Origin of the sequence: Paraburkholderia phymatum (genome assembly GCF_040965635.1) — a bacterium.
GTDB classification, from domain to species: domain Bacteria; phylum Pseudomonadota; class Gammaproteobacteria; order Burkholderiales; family Burkholderiaceae; genus Paraburkholderia; species Paraburkholderia phymatum_B.
In genome coordinates, this window is sequence record NZ_JBFRCH010000015.1 from 123,930 (window position 1) to 139,705 (window position 15,776).

17 protein-coding genes are annotated in these 15,776 nt (G+C 58.1%); 10 read left to right on the forward strand and 7 right to left on the reverse strand.

The window, feature by feature from the left end; all coding sequences use genetic code 11:
* Positions 1-19 precede the first annotated feature (19 nt).
* From AB4Y32_RS23940 to AB4Y32_RS23950, 3 genes are all read left to right on the forward strand, one after another.
* Positions 20-760: a 3-ketoacyl-ACP reductase gene (locus AB4Y32_RS23940; RefSeq protein ID WP_368723707.1), complete on the forward strand. Its 741-nt coding sequence runs from the start codon at positions 20-22 to the stop codon at positions 758-760.
* A 148-nt stretch (positions 761-908) separates the two neighbouring features.
* Complete coding sequence (phaR, locus tag AB4Y32_RS23945; RefSeq protein ID WP_012400378.1) at positions 909-1,487, forward strand: polyhydroxyalkanoate synthesis repressor PhaR; 579 nt, start codon at positions 909-911, stop codon at positions 1,485-1,487.
* 621 nt (positions 1,488-2,108) lie between these two features.
* The gene (locus AB4Y32_RS23950; protein ID WP_368723708.1) at positions 2,109-2,834 is read left to right on the forward strand and encodes a hypothetical protein; all 726 of its coding nucleotides are present in this window, start codon (positions 2,109-2,111) and stop codon (positions 2,832-2,834) included.
* A 136-nt stretch (positions 2,835-2,970) separates the two neighbouring features.
* On the opposite strand, the gene AB4Y32_RS23955 is transcribed toward AB4Y32_RS23950, so the two are convergent.
* The 4 genes from AB4Y32_RS23955 to AB4Y32_RS23970 form a co-directional block, all read right to left on the reverse strand.
* Positions 2,971-3,765, reverse strand: coding sequence for a TIR domain-containing protein (locus AB4Y32_RS23955; protein WP_368723709.1), 795 nt, complete (start codon positions 3,763-3,765; stop codon positions 2,971-2,973).
* A gap of 107 nt (positions 3,766-3,872) precedes the next feature.
* Complete coding sequence (locus AB4Y32_RS23960) at positions 3,873-4,151, reverse strand: hypothetical protein (RefSeq protein WP_368723710.1); 279 nt, start codon at positions 4,149-4,151, stop codon at positions 3,873-3,875.
* 401 nt (positions 4,152-4,552) lie between these two features.
* The gene (locus AB4Y32_RS23965; RefSeq protein WP_368723711.1) at positions 4,553-4,828 is read right to left on the reverse strand and encodes a hypothetical protein; all 276 of its coding nucleotides are present in this window, start codon (positions 4,826-4,828) and stop codon (positions 4,553-4,555) included.
* A gap of 22 nt (positions 4,829-4,850) precedes the next feature.
* Positions 4,851-5,435: a recombinase family protein gene (locus tag AB4Y32_RS23970; RefSeq protein ID WP_368723712.1), complete on the reverse strand. Its 585-nt coding sequence runs from the start codon at positions 5,433-5,435 to the stop codon at positions 4,851-4,853.
* Positions 5,436-5,659: 224 nt separating this feature from the next.
* Here AB4Y32_RS23970 and AB4Y32_RS23975 point away from each other — a divergent pair, with 224 nt between their 5' ends.
* The 5 genes from AB4Y32_RS23975 (at position 5,660) to AB4Y32_RS23995 (ending at position 10,845) form a co-directional block, all read left to right on the forward strand.
* Positions 5,660-5,857, forward strand: coding sequence for a helix-turn-helix transcriptional regulator (locus tag AB4Y32_RS23975; RefSeq protein ID WP_368723713.1), 198 nt, complete (start codon positions 5,660-5,662; stop codon positions 5,855-5,857).
* Between the two features lie 68 nt (positions 5,858-5,925).
* Positions 5,926-6,357, forward strand: coding sequence for a helix-turn-helix transcriptional regulator (locus AB4Y32_RS23980; protein ID WP_368723714.1), 432 nt, complete (start codon positions 5,926-5,928; stop codon positions 6,355-6,357).
* Entirely contained in the window at positions 6,357-6,890 is a 534-nt protein-coding gene (locus tag AB4Y32_RS23985; protein WP_368723715.1) for a hypothetical protein, read from the forward strand. Before AB4Y32_RS23980 ends, AB4Y32_RS23985 begins: the two co-directional genes overlap by 1 nt.
* 349 nt (positions 6,891-7,239) lie before the next feature.
* Positions 7,240-10,203 (forward strand): PriCT-2 domain-containing protein, encoded by a 2,964-nt coding sequence (locus AB4Y32_RS23990; RefSeq protein WP_368723716.1) that lies wholly within the window; start codon positions 7,240-7,242, stop codon positions 10,201-10,203.
* A 348-nt stretch (positions 10,204-10,551) separates the two neighbouring features.
* Positions 10,552-10,845 carry a hypothetical protein gene (locus AB4Y32_RS23995; RefSeq protein ID WP_368723717.1) on the forward strand — a complete coding sequence of 98 codons (294 nt, stop codon included), beginning with the start codon at positions 10,552-10,554 and terminating at the stop codon, positions 10,843-10,845.
* A gap of 150 nt (positions 10,846-10,995) precedes the next feature.
* On the opposite strand, the gene AB4Y32_RS24000 is transcribed toward AB4Y32_RS23995, so the two are convergent.
* Complete coding sequence (locus tag AB4Y32_RS24000) at positions 10,996-11,211, reverse strand: hypothetical protein (RefSeq protein ID WP_368723718.1); 216 nt, start codon at positions 11,209-11,211, stop codon at positions 10,996-10,998.
* Between the two features lie 397 nt (positions 11,212-11,608).
* Here AB4Y32_RS24000 and AB4Y32_RS24005 point away from each other — a divergent pair, with 397 nt between their 5' ends.
* Positions 11,609-12,256, forward strand: coding sequence for a hypothetical protein (locus AB4Y32_RS24005; RefSeq protein WP_368723719.1), 648 nt, complete (start codon positions 11,609-11,611; stop codon positions 12,254-12,256).
* 46 nt (positions 12,257-12,302) lie between these two features.
* On the opposite strand, the gene AB4Y32_RS24010 is transcribed toward AB4Y32_RS24005, so the two are convergent.
* Positions 12,303-12,698, reverse strand: coding sequence for a hypothetical protein (locus AB4Y32_RS24010; RefSeq protein ID WP_368723720.1), 396 nt, complete (start codon positions 12,696-12,698; stop codon positions 12,303-12,305).
* A gap of 853 nt (positions 12,699-13,551) precedes the next feature.
* Here AB4Y32_RS24010 and AB4Y32_RS24015 point away from each other — a divergent pair.
* On the forward strand, positions 13,552-13,767 hold the full coding sequence (locus AB4Y32_RS24015) for a hypothetical protein (protein WP_368723721.1): 216 nt from the start codon (positions 13,552-13,554) through the stop codon (positions 13,765-13,767).
* Between the two features lie 81 nt (positions 13,768-13,848).
* On the opposite strand, the gene AB4Y32_RS24020 is transcribed toward AB4Y32_RS24015, so the two are convergent.
* Entirely contained in the window at positions 13,849-15,720 is a 1,872-nt protein-coding gene (locus tag AB4Y32_RS24020) for a DUF262 domain-containing protein (RefSeq protein WP_368723722.1), read from the reverse strand.
* Between the last annotated feature and the right edge of the window lie 56 nt (positions 15,721-15,776).

Genomic DNA, 15,776 nt, shown 5'->3' on the forward strand with positions numbered 1-15,776 from the left:
CGATAATGGAGTGTGTTTTATGTCACAACGAATTGCGTACGTAACGGGCGGCATGGGTGGCATCGGCACGAGCATTTGCCAGCGTCTGCACAAGGATGGCTTCAAGGTGATCGCGGGTTGCGGCCCGAACTCGCCGCGCCGCGTGAAGTGGCTCGAAGATCAGAAAGCTCTGGGCTTCGACTTCGTTGCTTCGGAAGGCAACGTGGGTGACTGGGAATCCACCAAGACCGCGTTCGACAAGGTGAAAGCTGAAATCGGCGAAGTCGACGTGCTGGTCAACAATGCGGGCATCACGCGCGACGTCGTGTTTCGCAAGATGACGCACGAAGACTGGACGGCCGTGATCGATACCAACCTGACCAGCCTCTTCAATGTGACAAAGCAGGTGATCGACGGCATGGTCGAGCGCGGCTTTGGCCGTGTGATCAACATCTCGTCGGTGAACGGCCAGAAGGGGCAGTTCGGGCAGACGAACTACTCGACCGCGAAGGCGGGGATTCACGGTTTCACGATGGCCCTCGCGCAGGAAGTGGCCACCAAGGGCGTGACGGTCAACACGGTTTCGCCGGGCTACATCGGCACGGACATGGTGAAATCGATCCGCCCCGATGTGCTGGAAAAGATCGTCGCGACGATTCCGGTGCGCCGTCTCGGCACGCCGGATGAAATCGGGTCGATCGTTGCATGGCTGGCGTCGGAGGAATCGGGCTTCTCGACGGGGGCCGACTTCTCACTGAACGGCGGCCTGCATATGGGCTGATCCGTGGGCGTTCCGCCTTGTCGCAGCAAGGACGAGGCGGGACGTTGCATGGTTCAGATGTTTCTGGCGGCGTCTTGTACGCGCAGTGTCATGCTGCGCGTGCGACAGGACGCCGTTTCTGCGCTTCATTCGCGCTCAAAGGCTTTACATGACCACTACTACAAAGAAAACAGCCGAACGACTCATTAAGAAATATCCGAACCGTCGACTGTACGATACAGAGACCAGCACTTACATCACGTTGACTGATGTGAAGCAGCTCGTGCTGGATCAGGAGGATTTCAAGGTCATCGATGCCAAGAGCAACGAGGACCTGACGCGCAGCATCCTGCTGCAGATCATTCTCGAAGAGGAGAGCGGCGGTCTGCCGATGTTCTCTTCGCTGATGCTGTCGCAGATCATCCGTTTTTACGGGCATGCGATGCAGGGCATGATGGGAACGTACTTGGAAAAGAACATCCAGGCGTTCATCGACATTCAGAACAAGCTCGCGGATCAATCGAAGGGCCTGTACGAAGGCAAGACGATGAATCCGGAGGTCTGGTCGCAGTTCATGAACATGCAGGCCCCGATGATGCAGGGGATGATGACGAGCTATATCGAGCAGTCGAAGAACATGTTCGTGCAGATGCAGGAGCAGATGCAGAACCAGGCGAAGACGATGTTCAGCTCGTTCCCGTTCACGCAGCCTGCGCCGCAAGGGAATCCGGAGCCGGAGAAGAAGTAACCGGCGCAAGCGGTTCTTCAAGCGGGAAAGTTCTTCCTGAGTTTTTCCGGCCATGACGCCTCGATGAGTCCGCCCGGCGGCACGCCGGGCGGTGCGGCGTCGTGTAGCGGCGGGGCTCGTCGGCGTTCGCCCACCCAGTCCCCCATCCCAGCCCACGGTATAATATGCGGTTGCTTGCGCGGGGCCATTCCGATCGGGCGTCGACCACGCATCGCGCTACCAATCCGATCAGCATGGCCCCAATTCGCGGCGGCCCGCAGTTGTTCCGCGGTCGTACTTTTCGCCGCCGTACGGTGCACCCACGTTTGCCGCGGTTTGGCGCTCGGGCTGCACGCCCAGGCCTTCATCTATCGCGCCACTCATCGCTTCTCGCCGGACCATTCTCTATGTCGCAGACCTCAACCCCCGCCGCGCCGACCGCTTCGTCTCCGAAGGTCGGATTCGTTTCACTCGGATGCCCGAGCGATACTGTATGTAAACTTTAGCATAAGCCGCAGATAACGATTAAAATCAGCGCCTTCAGGTAAGCGGCAAGCAAAAATGGCGAGACTAGACGAGTCGGTAGTAGCGGAGTTTTTTGAGACTGCTCCTTTGTACACGCGGAAGGCATTCCCGTTTCCAGTGGACAATTTGCTGTTCGTGAAAATTTCAGAGATCAATGACGAGTGCGAGGTGTGTGAAGAACGTCGCCCGTTTTTTAATCTGAAAGACGAGGGCGCGTCTTACGCGCTGAAAAAACAGTCGGGCGACGTGTACTATTCGTTCCAGTGCTTTTCGTGCAGGACGGACAAACGTGTGTTCGTGGTTCGCTACTCAGTGGACGTCGACGAACGTATGCTGAATCTTGAGAAGTTTGGTGAGTTCCCGAGAAGGAAGCTCAAGCGGGATAAAAACCTGCAACGGTTCTTCAAAGACGACCTCGACAATTTCGAGAAAGCAACTGTTTGCCTTGCCACTGGCTACGGCGTGGCGGCCTTCGCATATTTCCGTCGAATCTTGGAAAACAACATCGTTCAGCTATTGAAGCTGGTGCGCGAAGATGCGGTGGCGTCCGGCGCGCCGCAGGAAACGCTTGATGCACTCGACGAACTGGAAAACCCAGGCGTCCCGATGTCGAAGAAGATCGAAAAGGCGAACGCAGCAATGCCGCCGTATCTGAAACCTGAGGGGCTTAATCCGCTCGGCAAGTTGTACGCCAATCTCAGCGATGGCGTCCATTCCGCGCCTGAGGAGGAATGCTTTAAGCGAGCCAACGCGATTCAGTTTTGCCTCGCCTTCCTGATCGGCGAACTCTCATCGCGGAAGCGACACCGCGAATCGTTCAAGAGTCAGCTCGCATCCCTTTAAAAAACGGCGCCTCGGCGCCGTTTGTCATCTCGTGTCGCAGGGCAGACCGGAACCTGTTCCTGTTTTCGTTGCTCGCTACCGATCTGCGCGTTCAATCCCGAATAACTTGGGGCTAACGGGACAGATGAAGGATGTGTCAGAGCTTATACATAGCTTTTAACTCGCGAACTAGGACACCGAAAGCGGCGCCGACGTGTCCTTTCGGGAACGGCACATATACGACACCCGCGAGGTTGGTCGGGATGCTTACACCTTCCTCATGCAATAGACAGACACGAGCACGACCATATTTGGCCTGAAAAAATCCGATTTCGTGCATCACGTTTTCACGCGCGCGTGTTTGCCCATCTTGATCCAAATCGTCGCCCGTCATAACGATGACTGCGCTATCACATGAAGCGGCGTTTGCTTCCAGTTTCTCGATAATCGTTTGGCCGGTGTTCGGTTCTTGCGCTAGCTCGATCGTCGCGAGCCCAATGTCTTTCTCAATGTATGCTTGCATCTCCCGCCAGTCCGTCGCGCGGCCGTGAGAGATGAAAACACGCCTCTGTTCCGTGGGCTTCGCCGGGACAGGTTGAGCCAGTTCGCTATTCGCGCGAATTTCTAGTACCTGGTCGATGGCGCGTGCGAGCTGTTCCACTTGGTCGCGTGTGTAATTGAACACGGTAGAGCCGTCAGCGTTCTTTGCGGCCATCTGTTGCAGGGGCTTCGTGTTGATCCTGTGGAAATCCCCGTAATAGTCCGGTAAGAGGGTGCGAAGCTGATCGATGAGCGTGGCAGCTTGCACGAAGTAGTGGCCGTTGCTGACCGGTCCGAAATTTGTGCGTAGCCTCCCGCCAGCTCGATCGACATTCACTTTCTCCTCCAGTGCGGCGCCCACGGCCCTGCGAATGCCGGCTAGTTTCGCCATTACGATCGCGACGCTACTCAATTCGATTCTCCGTCTTGTTAGATCAGCCTATGTTACTGGCAATCTCAAACTGCTGCGATCGGGCATCCTTTAACGAATAAAACGGCCCCGAAGCGCCGTTTCTCACTCTACATGTCTACATCTTTCGGTGGACCGGTGTGCACCCGCAGGTGACCCGATCCCTTCAAGAAATTGCGATACGAATTGATGGCGACGTTCCAGGCGGCGATCGCAACCCCGGCACCCGCCTCGAGCACATTGCCGTCCGTGTCTACTACGGCGAGCATTGCGGGCTCGCCGCTCGCCGTGGTCACGTGAAAGCCTGCATAGCTGATTGCGCTAATGACTGAGTGCTGCAGTTTACGAATATCCGGTTCGTCGGCCTTGGTAATTTGTTGCGCTTTCATCTATATCCCGATTGTTCGCGCGCTCAAGCGATGCCGCCGGCGCACTCGCAGTGTAATGCGGCGCCAGATCTGATTCAACTCATTGTTTTTAAAAGAAAAAACCAACAGTGCGAAAATCTGTTGTTCGAGGCGTGTGCGCCGCGTGTGTCGGGCGTCTCGGGGGGCACGCCATTCGTCGGGCGCAGTTCGGGCGCAGCGGGTAGCGTTGCAAAAACGCGTTGTACGGTCGAGAGCGCGGAAAAAAAGCGCCATCAACTGATGGCGGTGAAAGGATGTCTTTCGAGAAGATGAGCGCTCGACGTGACGAGAGCGCCAGGACGATTGTGATCAGAGGCGCTGATCGTTTCTAGCGGGGCAAACCCGTGTGATTAATTCGTCCGGCACGTCGCAGTTGTTCGCTATCAATCTGAGGCCGGCGGCTCGATTCCGGTTTGCCTGATTCCGTCGACGCGAACGAGATCGGCCCACTGTTCCATGTCGAGCTCGTCGGCGATCGCATCCATGTCGTTGCGGTCAGCGTAGGGGATTACCGTCACGAAGAACAGCGGATCATCGCCTTCTTCGAGCTCGGCCTCCAGATCGGTTGCTTCGTCGTAGATGTGCTCGACAAAGATTTTCGCGCCTTTGTCGTTCTCCCAAACTGAATACAGCGGCGGACATTTCACGGTCATCGACAACTCCTCCAAGATCGGGTTTGGCTCACGCGGTGATCGCCTTCTGGCGCACGCGCATGATCGTCTGGCGCGTCGTATTGTAGTCGCGCGCGAGTTGGGCGACTGACACTCCTGCCGCCAATTTCTGGCGCGCTTCGGCCTGTTGCGCTTGTGTAAGCGCGGACGGACGCCCCATAGCCTTTCCCTCGGATTTCGCGCGCGCGAGTCCTGCCTGTGTGCGCTCGATCAGCAGGTCGCGTTCGAACTCAGCGACGGCGCCGAGGACGCCCATCGTCATCTTGCCGGCGGCGCTGGTCAGGTCTACTCCGCCAAGTGCGAGGCAGTGCACTCGCACGCCCATCTCCGCCAGTCGCTCGACGGTCGCGCGGACGTCCATCGCGTTGCGCCCGAGCCGATCGAGTTTCGTGACGATCAGCACATCGCCATCCTCGAGGCGATCGAGCAGCTTGGCGAAACCTGGACGTTCGGCAGCGGCGACGGAACCCGAAATGCTTTCGGTGACGATCCGGCGCTTGTCGACAGAGAAGCCGGCCGCCTCGATCTCGCGAAGCTGGTTGTCGGTGGTCTGGTCGACGGTGGACACGCGCGCGTAGATGAAGATCCGGGACATCGGCGACTCCTGAGTGTACGAAATAGGAGTGCGAATTATAGAGCGCGTACGAAATATTATGTGACTATTTTTCGTACATGGATGAGAGTCCGTGTACGCAACCGGTCGTTTTCGTACGCGCACCCATCGCACGCGCACGCCAGCCATCGCACAAAAACGCTAGGTCGAAATCAGGTCGTGACAAACAGAATGCGAGCAACAAAACCACCGCAGCGGGGCTGCTCATGAATCAGGACGATCGGGTTCTCAAATACGACGAGGTCAAGACGATGACCGGCATCGGTGCCACGAAAATCCGCCAGATGGTGAAGTCCGGCGAATTTCCGGCACAGGTTAAGCTCGGCGGCCGCGCGGCGACGTGGATGCTGTCTGATATCCGCGCATGGCTCGCAGCGCGTCGCGCGAAAGGGGCGGCGAAGTGACGGAGCTTGATGACGACGTGATGATCCAGCGATACGACGGCGCAGCCGGCCGTACGCCAGGAGATCCCATGACGGACCTCGATCCGTTGCGAGTGATGTCCATTGGCGACATTCGACGCGCTCTGGAGGTCTCGCCGGGCGTGCTCGCGGGAATGGACAAGCGGAACGAGCTGCCTCGACCATTCACGCTGACGCCGCGCGGTACGCGCCTATGGCTCGCGTCCGATGTACGCTCTTGGCTCGCTGGTATGCCCGTCGATCGGTCGCCGCTTGTGCGCGTTGAACTGGCGCAGGTGCCGCGCATGACCGAGGCGGACGATCTCGAAGGGGATAACGAGCGCGACGAGCAACGTTATGCGCCACGACGAAGCTGGCGGTCTGCGGACGACTTCGAGGCGGAGCGTCGCGACCTAGGCGAGCTCGAGCGCATCGTGCACGGGTGGGTGACCGGCAGTTTTGGGATGTTAAAAAACGATATTTCTATTGTGGCGCAAATCTGATGACCAATTTCAACTGGTTCAACCCGGCACCTGACTTCGATCCGGCGACGGTCAGCGCTGACGACGTCAACGAGGTCGCGGCTGGAATGATTGACCCGTGGTTCACCGCGATGGGCTGGGAATCCTTTCGATCCGACGAGCGGGGCATTGAATGGGATCCGCCATGCGACGTGCCGACGGAGAAGCAGCAGGGCCTGCGAGCCTTTTGGGACAGCCGGACGCCGGGGCGCGTTACCGTGTGTGCCAAAGGCAAGGCGATAGATTGCGCAAACCCGTTCGAGCTGGTGATGGTGCTTTTGAAGGTGGCGCAGCACACCGGCATTGGCTGTTTCGATGCCGCTCGGTTTGAAGCGTGCTGTAGCCGGTTTGTGCTCTTCGGTAGCGCCTCGCTCGAGTTACTGCGCCGCGCTGTCGCCGACGTCTTTGCCGAACGGCAGATTGAGGACGGGCAACGCGAAATATACCGTCGGCTCGACCTACTGGGCGATCGCCGGCGCTCGGCGTATGCACGGCGCGGTGACGGTCAACGCTGATGCGGGTCGTTAACCCGCCAGTGCAAGAAAGTTTGATCGGGCGTCGTGATGGCCGGGTGTCCGTCGGGCAAGGCTTTGGCGGCGTTTGTCACGAATCAGACACCTTCGCGGCCTGGCGTCAACGGCTATCGCTTCACGGGTGGCGCCGGTAGGATCGCGACATCGGCCTACCAGCTGGGGCCAGCAGGGCGGCTCATGCCGCAGTGTTTAATCTCCGGTGTTTCCCCGGCAAATAAGAAAGCCGGGCCCGTTGGACGCGGGACACCGGCTTTGGAATCTACAGTGATGGATTTTACAGCATGGCTCGTGTGGCGTCACGTTCGCACAACTAATTTTTATCGAAAATATCTTGACATCGTCGATTCGGGGGCTGCTCATGAATGAGACTCCGCAGGCGATTGTCGAACGAACCCAGCGGCCGTTTGCACCGGCGACGCTCGAGGAAGCGCGCGACGCACTGATATACGTCTCGCCGGATTGCGACCGCAACGAGTGGTTCGGTATCGGCGCGGCACTCTATAACGAATTCGGCGATGCGGCCTTCGATCTGTTCGACTCGTGGTCACAAGGCGTCGTCGATCCCGACCGATACGATCATCACGGCACGCGGGTGACGTGGCGTTCCATCAAAGGCACGTCGAGCAGCAATCCAAAGACGTTCGCAACGATTGCACGTCTGGCCCGCGACGGCGGTTGGAGTCCGCAAATATCCGGTGAAGCGCCGTCTGCAGAGGAACTCATCCGACGCAACCGTGATCGCGCCAAGCGGCAGGCCGCCGAGGCGCTGAAGGCCGCTGAGCGGCAGGCGAAGGTCGCGGAATCTGCCAAACGCCAGTGGGGCGACGCACTTGAGTGTGGCGTTGACGGCCACCCCTACCTGGTCTGCAAAAGGATCGCACCGTGCGGTGCGCGCGTCGGCACATGGGCGCGGCGCGACCCGACGACGGGTGAAGTGCGCACGATCGAAAACGCGTTGTTGATCCGCATTCGTGATGCGGCGGGCGAGACCCGTATGCTGCAGGCGATCTTTGACGGCTCCGACAACTTTCTTGGCCGCAGCAAGGATTTCTCTCCAGGCGGCCAGCTGCGTGGCAACTTCTTCACCATCGGACAGCCTCAATCGGTAGACGGCAAGCCCGTCGTCTTAATCTGCGAGGGCTTCGCAACGGCGGTGTCACTGCACATCGCGACGAAGCACGCAGTCGTGGGGGCTCTCTCGGCCGGCAATCTCGAGCCTGTCGCGGCCGCTCTTCGCACGATGGACAAACTGCGGGAGGCGATTTTGGTGTTCTGTGCGGACAACGATCGATGGACGGCCGGGAATCCAGGTTTGAAGTCGGCGTGCGCCGCTGCCGCGGCGTTTCACGGAAAGTTGGCGGTGCCGCAGTTCGACGCATCGCACGACGATCGGCGGCCGACGGATTTCAATGATCTGGCGATGCTCGAAGGTGTTGACGCCGTGCGCGAAGCAATCGAGCAGGCGTCAGCGCCGGCTGTCGATGAGGATGACGAAGAGCTCGAAGCGCCGCTAGCGCAGTGGGCGGTCGACAAGACGCAGGAGGTGCTCGGGCAGGCGCAGTCGGCTGCGAATGTGGCGTTGGAGGGGCAGCCGCAGGCGAGCGAAGGGGCTGACGACGAATATGCTGATCTGGTCGACAACTCGTATTTCAAGCTGCTCGGCTATAACCGGAATGACTTTTACGCGTTCGACAAGGCGCGTGGGCAGATCAAGTCGTTCACCAGTCGCGAAGCTGGATCGATGTCGGGTCTGATCGATCTCGCCCCGCTTAACTGGTGGGAAATGCACTTTCCGAAAGGGAAGGAGAACGCGGTCAACAAGGACGCGGCACTAAACTTCCTCGTGCAGAACTGCAAGGCGCTCGACATCTACGACAACGGGCGCACCCGTGGCCGGGGCGCATGGATCGATCAAGTCCGTGTCGTGCTCCATCACGGCGATTGTTTATCAGTCGATGGCGTGCGCACCGGCGTTACCGACATAGTCTCGCGCTACGTGTACGAGCTGGATATCGCGCTGCCGCGTCCGGCCGATGAGGTGCTGTCGGATGAAGACGGCGCGCGCATCTTCAACATCGCGAGGCGGTTTCGCTGGACAAAGCCGGGCTCGGCGGCACTGCTCGCTGGCTTCGTTATGCTGGCGCCGCTGTGCGGTGCGCTGCGCTGGCGCCCGCACGTGTGGCTGACGGGCGGCGCAGGCTGCGGGAAGTCGACGGTGCTCAATGAGTTCGTGCATCCGTTGATGAACGGCTATGACCTGTTCGCGCAGGGCAATTCATCGGAGGCGGGTATCCGCCAGAAACTGAAGGGGGACGCGCGGCCGGTGCTGTTCGACGAGTCCGAATCGAACGAGGAGGGCGACATCCGCCGGATCCAGAATGTGCTGTCGCTGATCCGCCAGGCGTCGACGGAGTCGGAAGCGCAAACGCTCAAGGGCACGGCGGGCGGCGAGTCCATGTCGTTCCATATCCGCTCCATGTTCTGCCTCGCGTCGATCCAGGTCGCGATCAAGCATCAGGCCGACGACGAGCGTCTCGCCGTACTCTCTCTGCGTCCTAAGCGCGACGAAGCAAACGCGGCTGAATCGTGGAAGGCGCTCAAAGCCGAACTGTATGAGATCAAGCGCGATCCGACGATCGCCGCGCGTCTCATGCGCCGCGCGCTGACGCTGCTCCCCGTGATCCAAAAAAACATCGAAGTGTTCACGGAAGTCGCCGCGACGCGTTTCGGCTCGCAGCGCGACGGTGACCAGTACGGCACGCTGCTGGCTGGCGCGTGGGCACTCCTGACGCGTGAGCCTGCCTCGCGATCGGATGCGGAGCAGATGATCGACGGCTTCGAATGGTCGGATCGTTTCGATGAGGATGATCCTGCCCAGGTGGAAAACACTACACTGACCACGTTCTTCGGGTTGCCGGTCAAGGTCCATAGCGAACAAGCAACGCTCTATGATCTCGTGCGCGTCGCACTCGACAGAGTCGACGAAGACACGCCGTTGCATGTCGGCAAAGCCGAGGCGCGTACGATTCTGGCCCAGCATGGTGTGAACGCGCATGCTGACAAGGGCTTCGTATATATCGGTACTGGTGGGGCGTTTCCTACGCGGGACGAATTGCTTCGCGGTACTCCGATCGCGTCAGGATTCGAGGGGCTTCTCGCGCAGGTACCGGGGAACTTCATGCCAAAGGAATACGACGAGAAATCCGGCAGAGAGAGGCGAGTCAAGAAGTCCTTCGGCAATCAAAATAGCCGGCATTGCATCGGGTTTCCGCTCAACATGATCATCACCGATTAGCGGTCGACCTGCGATCCGCTTCCTATCAGCCCGCGCATGTGCGCGGGCTTTTTCATGACCGGTTTATCAAGTCATGCCCGGCCGCCTTGGCGACGGTCATGACTCAAAGGCTTGCCAGATAAGGCTTTGCGAGGCGTTATGACCGACATGACCACTCTGACTGATTTTTCCGAAAGATAGATATATATAAGCATCCACCAGTACTCACGGAATGAAAGCAACAAATGTCTCTCTATATCTATCTATACCGGTCATAATGGTCATAATAGTCATAAGGGGACCGCAAACATAAGCTGGACAAGGGTTTGAGCTTATGACCAGATCCATGACCTGTGCGTGATGGCGGTCATGACAGGCAAAATTAGAGGTAGCGGCGTTATGCAAGCTAACGCAGACCACATCCGAAAAGTTCTTGGCGAGCTGGCCGCGCTGGCATATCAGTGCGATGAGGCAGAGCTGCGGATCCTTGCACGTGCAACGGAACGGCTCGAACAGGTCAATCTGCTGATCGAGCCGGCGCGCGTGGCGGCGCTATCGGGCGGGGACGAGGAGCGCTCGGCGTATGAGGCGCTGATTGCGGAGCGAGGTGTACTCGAGCAGGTGATCGCGCGGGCCAAAAGAGCGCTCAACGGGGAAGGCTGACCGGCGTGAAAATATGTCAAACCCCGACGCGGATATTTTTGATCGGGGTTTGATATATGCGGGCGCCCGGGGTTTGATATATCCCGGCGGCGTCTTCAAGTCGACTGATGGCCGGCGTCAGAGTTGTTGAGGCCGGCCCGGAAGCCCGAATCAATGGATCTCGAGAGGCGCCCAGGCGCGGTGTTGGAAGTTGGACACATAGCGTGCCTCGCGCGCGGCCTGCTGGTTGAATTCGTCCCAGTGCCAGGCCTTTCCATCCCAGTAGCTAAGAGTCGCGCGCGTTTGCTTGCCGCGCAACGTGCGATAGACACCAGGAGCGGCGGGAGTGCCTGCGTTGAATATGGGTGCGGTGACAGTGTGACGCATGATGAGGAGTCCTTTGCTGGGTGAGGTCACCCGGTCCACGACGCCAATCGTGGTGGCCGGGAGCATGGCGAGGTTGGCGTACCGGAGCAAAGGAACCGGCGAGCGCAAGCGCTCCCTCACCAAGTCCCAGCCATAGGAGCTCGATGTGCGGACGAAAAAATACCGCCGGCGGCGGTTGTCCGCCTTTGCTGTTCGAGACGCCAATCTCGATCGCTGTTGTCTCAGCGATGTCGCCATCGTAGCCCAAACCCGTGCGACGTGCATTAACCATGTTTGAGTAACGCGCGCCGCAAATTATGAGCTCTTATTTGCGAAATGGTTTGCTCGAGAGGTCCGCCCGACAAGGCTTGCGGCGTCGTGATCGCACAATCTAACCATTAAATTGTGGGATAGCGGAATGGGGCGAAAGGCAAACGCAGATCGCGCGCATGCGATCGATCACATCCGTTCGTGCACGAAGCGGATGGGGCACGTAGAGGGGCCAAAGAAGGCGCGTGAAGACTTCCTGCATGTGGCGGCGTCCACGTGGTCGAGATGGGTGGGCGATGCCATTGGCGATGCGCGCTACGCGGCAGGCAGGCCCGCTGCGGAGCAGTTGACTGCTGAGGTGGCGCGGCTGGTGCCGTCGCCGGGTGACCTATCGCCCGGCGTGGTTGCCGAGAGGCCGGCGATCGCGCGGGATGCCGCAAAGTTCTTCAAGGAGACGCTGGTCGATCTCCAGGAGGACGCGAAACTCATGCGGGAATTTTCGACGACGACGGGGCCGGACGGAGTCAGAAAACTGAAAAATCCAATCGTTATGAAGGATTCCGCGCGTATGCGCGTTGACACCCTGCGCATGATCATTGATCTCTCGGAATCCGTCTACGATCAACAGCGCATGCAGTCTATGTTCGATGCGATTGTGGAGGAGATCGGAAAGGAGAGCAGGGAATGCGCGATGCGGATCATTAGCCGGCTTCGAGATCTCAATGCGCAGTTTGGCATGGTTTTCGGCGACTCGACGCCGACCGCGTGGCGGGGAACGCAAGCCGGGAACAGATAGCAGGCGACATGCGCCTATGGCAACGCAGGCCCCGCACGCGATCAAGTCAGTCGAAGGCGCTACGAGGCACCGTCGCGGGATCCAGGAAGTAATGCTGATCGATCCAGCGGCAGTCGTTGGTGAGAAAGCCGTCGCGCTTGCCGTAGGCGCGGGCGCAGACGACGATAACGCGCTTTTCCCCGCTGATGCTCTTGAGGCCCGATGGCGTCCGATCCGTCCTGTGCCAGCAGGACTCGAAGTCTCCCCGGCCGCGCAGCTGGACGATCGCTCGCATGCCGTCGGCGGGCTTTCCACGCGTGCATTGCTCGTTGGTGAGCACGGTCGGATCCAGATTCCCATTGCCCGGGAAGATCGCGATCTCGCGCGCACTGGCTGCATTCGCGCCGGCGAGCAATGCCGCGGTTAGAGCAATCGCGCCGAAAGCCATTTTGCCGTACACCATGCGGAACCCCGTTTTGTTGTTATCGCATCGACATGCTATCCAGCTCTGAAGGCTTTGGGTACCTCTTTTCGTGCGCGCGATAGCGGAGCGAACGCCGGCCGTTGAGGCGAGGCGGTTTCGTTCAGTGCGTCGATCAAAAGGCAGGTTTGGGCGCGGTTGTACACCCATACGTCGGCGGCGGAGCCGCGTATATAGCTCCTTCGGTATATGAGCGATAGTCACCGTTAAGGCGATTCAGACTATGTACGTCCTTAGTCTGCGTTCCGTTGTAGGGATTGCGCTCGGGCGTCGACCATTTGATTTGGTCGGGCGTGATATCAGCAGATGCGCCGTTTACGGTTCTGGCATCCAGGTCAACAGAAAGGGATTGAGTGAGTCGTTGTCCTTGGACCGTTGTGACACACAGAAGCACGAATTGACGAGGCGGCGTTGGCTCGTTTGCTTTGGCTGGCTCGGGTTGTCGAACCTCCAATCCGGCCGCCTTTACGACTTCTATCGCTTTTTGGAGTGGTACCGGCTTTTCCTTCCCGGCTATGCAATCGTTGATTTTGTCCAACTTTCCATCGCAACCCGTCAACAGGAGCAGCGCAAAAACAATCGGTAACCTCGATCTTTTCATTTTTCTAGTCCTTGGATTCGTACTCGGCCGCATCGCTCTCGGGCGATGCTTGATGTTATCCGAAAACCGTTGGAAGCGACGAGTGCCCGACCCGCGCCCGGGATTGACGCGCATATCCCGAAAACCCTCGCCTGTAAAAGGCGCCGGGCGTGTCGAACAACAGATTGATCGTCTGTTGACGTCGCATTTTCGGGGATTTCGCGCTCCATCATCAGGCGGGTTACTTGCGCACGAATGCTCAACAATTCCATCTGCTCAGGACTTGCCGGCCGGCTTAATACCGACCGCACCGAGCTTGCCTTCCTGTTCAACCTGACCCAGTTGAAAATTGGTACACGCACCGGCGGTGCGGGCACGCCGCGCGCGCGTAAGCGCGAAGCCGGATGTGGCTACAACGATCAGGAGCTTAATGTGCTGCTATTGTCTGCAAGCCTTCAACGTCAACGATAGGATCAGCGGAGTCGTTCTTCCGTCGTTATGGGCGCGAACGGCCCAGCGCTTGCGCAAAGCCGTTCTTCCTTGAATTGCTGGCTATGCAACCGGTCCTTCGTTTCGCGGCCAGATTTTCAGAGCAAGCGCAAACAGGGCCCGGCCGCGCCGATCGATGAGTCCTTCATCCCAGATATCGAAGTCATGGAACTCTCGGTTCAGTGAAAGAGCTGAGTGTCTAAGAATCTCAGGGCGTTTCTCTACGTATGGGGCATTCTGAAGTGATGAGTTCATTGATGCGGTCAACATCGTCAGATTTCCCATAGTATGGATGACCTTATCCCGAGCGGCGGCGTCGTCGTCGACAATACCGTTCAAGCCGTCCAGCATACGGTCGGTTGGACTTTTCGACATCCGGCCGTCGGATAGCGGCCAGTGGGTCCACCATGCGACGGGCATCACATGTTCCACGGTTAGCGCCGAATGAATCGTGATGTCCTCGTTCTTGGCTTTTCGCTTCGCCTGCTCAATACGCTTCATAATGTATTGCAAGCGAATCGACGACAATTCCGAATAAAGCGGGCGGGACATCCAGGCGCTGCTGAACGTTGCGTCATCGGGCCATAACGTTGCATCGGCGCCGGCTTCACGCAGTTGCAGTGTCAATTTTTCGACTACGCCATCTGTTCCACGCAGTGCCTGGACCAATTGAAGGAAAAAGTGGTTGTAGTTCTTGGTCGTAAGGCCACAGATAGCCCGTCGGACGAGGTACGATTCGAGCATCGACAAAGCTTGTTGCAGTTGGAGGCTAGGCAGCTTGGCCTCTCCGCAAAGAAATAGCATCAACGGGGAGATGGTCTTAACGTCAAAGACGTTGAGCATTGCCGCGAATTCGCTTAGATCCGATTCAATTTCAGGCGTCAGGAGTTTACGATAAACACCCGCGAACGCCTCTGCGTCCTGTAGCTCCTCTTCGATTCTTCGATAGGGCTTTTCATTCAGGATCCAGTCCCGATATTCATAATAGAGACGACCAACGTTGATCTCACTGGCCCGCTTCATTGCGAGAAAATGCTGGAAAAAAATGTCGATCCTCGGCCGCTTAAGACGACCTTGTTTTTCCTCCCGTTTCCAAAAATGCCGATCGAATGGCAGCCAGTACTGATCGTAAAGTTGCTCCGGTGTTTTGTCGTCATCGCCGCGTTCTTCTCTGTAAGCGCGTTGGAAGACAAAATTACGCATCAGATCAGTCGGTAACAGCGGCTCGTTGAAACCGTTCAGAGTCTCGAAGATGACCTGTGGATCGTCATCGCCCTCAAGTTCGATCGAGACGAGGGCAAGATCGTTCTTCAGCGACTGGAACAATGCTTGAATCCGTTCTTCAGAGGCGGATTGGTCATAAGGCTCGTTGACAAATCCGGAAATCCGGTCGTAGAAGTAGCGATATGCCGCGATCATGTTCGGCTTAACGCCGGTCTTTCGCTCTCCGAGCTCATTCGCTTCTTTAACGCGAACGGCTGCTAGGGAACCGGAATCAGCGAGTGCTCTGATCTGAGCACGATCGACTTGGGTAGGCCACAGTTTGAATCTTTCCACGGCCTTGTCTTTCATTATTCCGTCGTTGATGATGTACTTTGCCAACTCGTCGGCGTATTCCGACTCTTTTGAGGCCGCAACATCCCGAAAGGCGGTCAAAAGGATCTGGAATGTGGTTAACCGCTGCTGGCCATCAATGACGTCGTATGCTTGCACCTCATTTCCGAACGTCTTGATTTGCGCGATGACGGCGGCACCGAGAAAGTGTGGCATCGTTGATCTATTGGCCAATCGTTGTTCCGCTTTCCCTTTTATATCTTCCCAAAGCCGAGGAAGCTGTTTCTGCTCGCTCCACACATACTGTCGTTGGAACATCGGAATGACATAACGTTTCTTGCCATCGAACAGCTCGATGACTGATCTAGAAAAAGGCTTCACGCACGATCCTTTGTAGTTAGTAGGCAGGCTTCGCCAGTCGGCATGCGCCGTACGGC

Excerpts from the sequence above, each read along its gene's own strand:
- AB4Y32_RS23940 (WP_368723707.1), top strand. The coding sequence starts at position 20 with ATGTCACAACGAATTGCGTACGTAACGGGCGGCATGGGTGGCATCGGC.
- phaR (WP_012400378.1), top strand. The coding sequence starts at position 909 with ATGACCACTACTACAAAGAAAACAGCCGAACGACTCATTAAGAAATAT.
- AB4Y32_RS23960 (WP_368723710.1), bottom strand. The coding sequence starts at position 4,151 with ATGAAAGCGCAACAAATTACCAAGGCCGACGAACCGGATATTCGTAAA.
- AB4Y32_RS23970 (WP_368723712.1), bottom strand. The coding sequence starts at position 5,435 with ATGTCCCGGATCTTCATCTACGCGCGCGTGTCCACCGTCGACCAGACC.
- AB4Y32_RS23975 (WP_368723713.1), top strand. The coding sequence starts at position 5,660 with ATGAATCAGGACGATCGGGTTCTCAAATACGACGAGGTCAAGACGATG.
- AB4Y32_RS23980 (WP_368723714.1), top strand. The coding sequence starts at position 5,926 with ATGACGGACCTCGATCCGTTGCGAGTGATGTCCATTGGCGACATTCGA.
- AB4Y32_RS23985 (WP_368723715.1), top strand. The coding sequence starts at position 6,357 with ATGACCAATTTCAACTGGTTCAACCCGGCACCTGACTTCGATCCGGCG.
- AB4Y32_RS23995 (WP_368723717.1), top strand. The coding sequence starts at position 10,552 with ATGACAGGCAAAATTAGAGGTAGCGGCGTTATGCAAGCTAACGCAGAC.
- AB4Y32_RS24000 (WP_368723718.1), bottom strand. The coding sequence starts at position 11,211 with ATGCGTCACACTGTCACCGCACCCATATTCAACGCAGGCACTCCCGCC.
- AB4Y32_RS24005 (WP_368723719.1), top strand. The coding sequence starts at position 11,609 with ATGGGGCGAAAGGCAAACGCAGATCGCGCGCATGCGATCGATCACATC.
- AB4Y32_RS24010 (WP_368723720.1), bottom strand. The coding sequence starts at position 12,698 with ATGGTGTACGGCAAAATGGCTTTCGGCGCGATTGCTCTAACCGCGGCA.
- AB4Y32_RS24015 (WP_368723721.1), top strand. The coding sequence starts at position 13,552 with ATGCTCAACAATTCCATCTGCTCAGGACTTGCCGGCCGGCTTAATACC.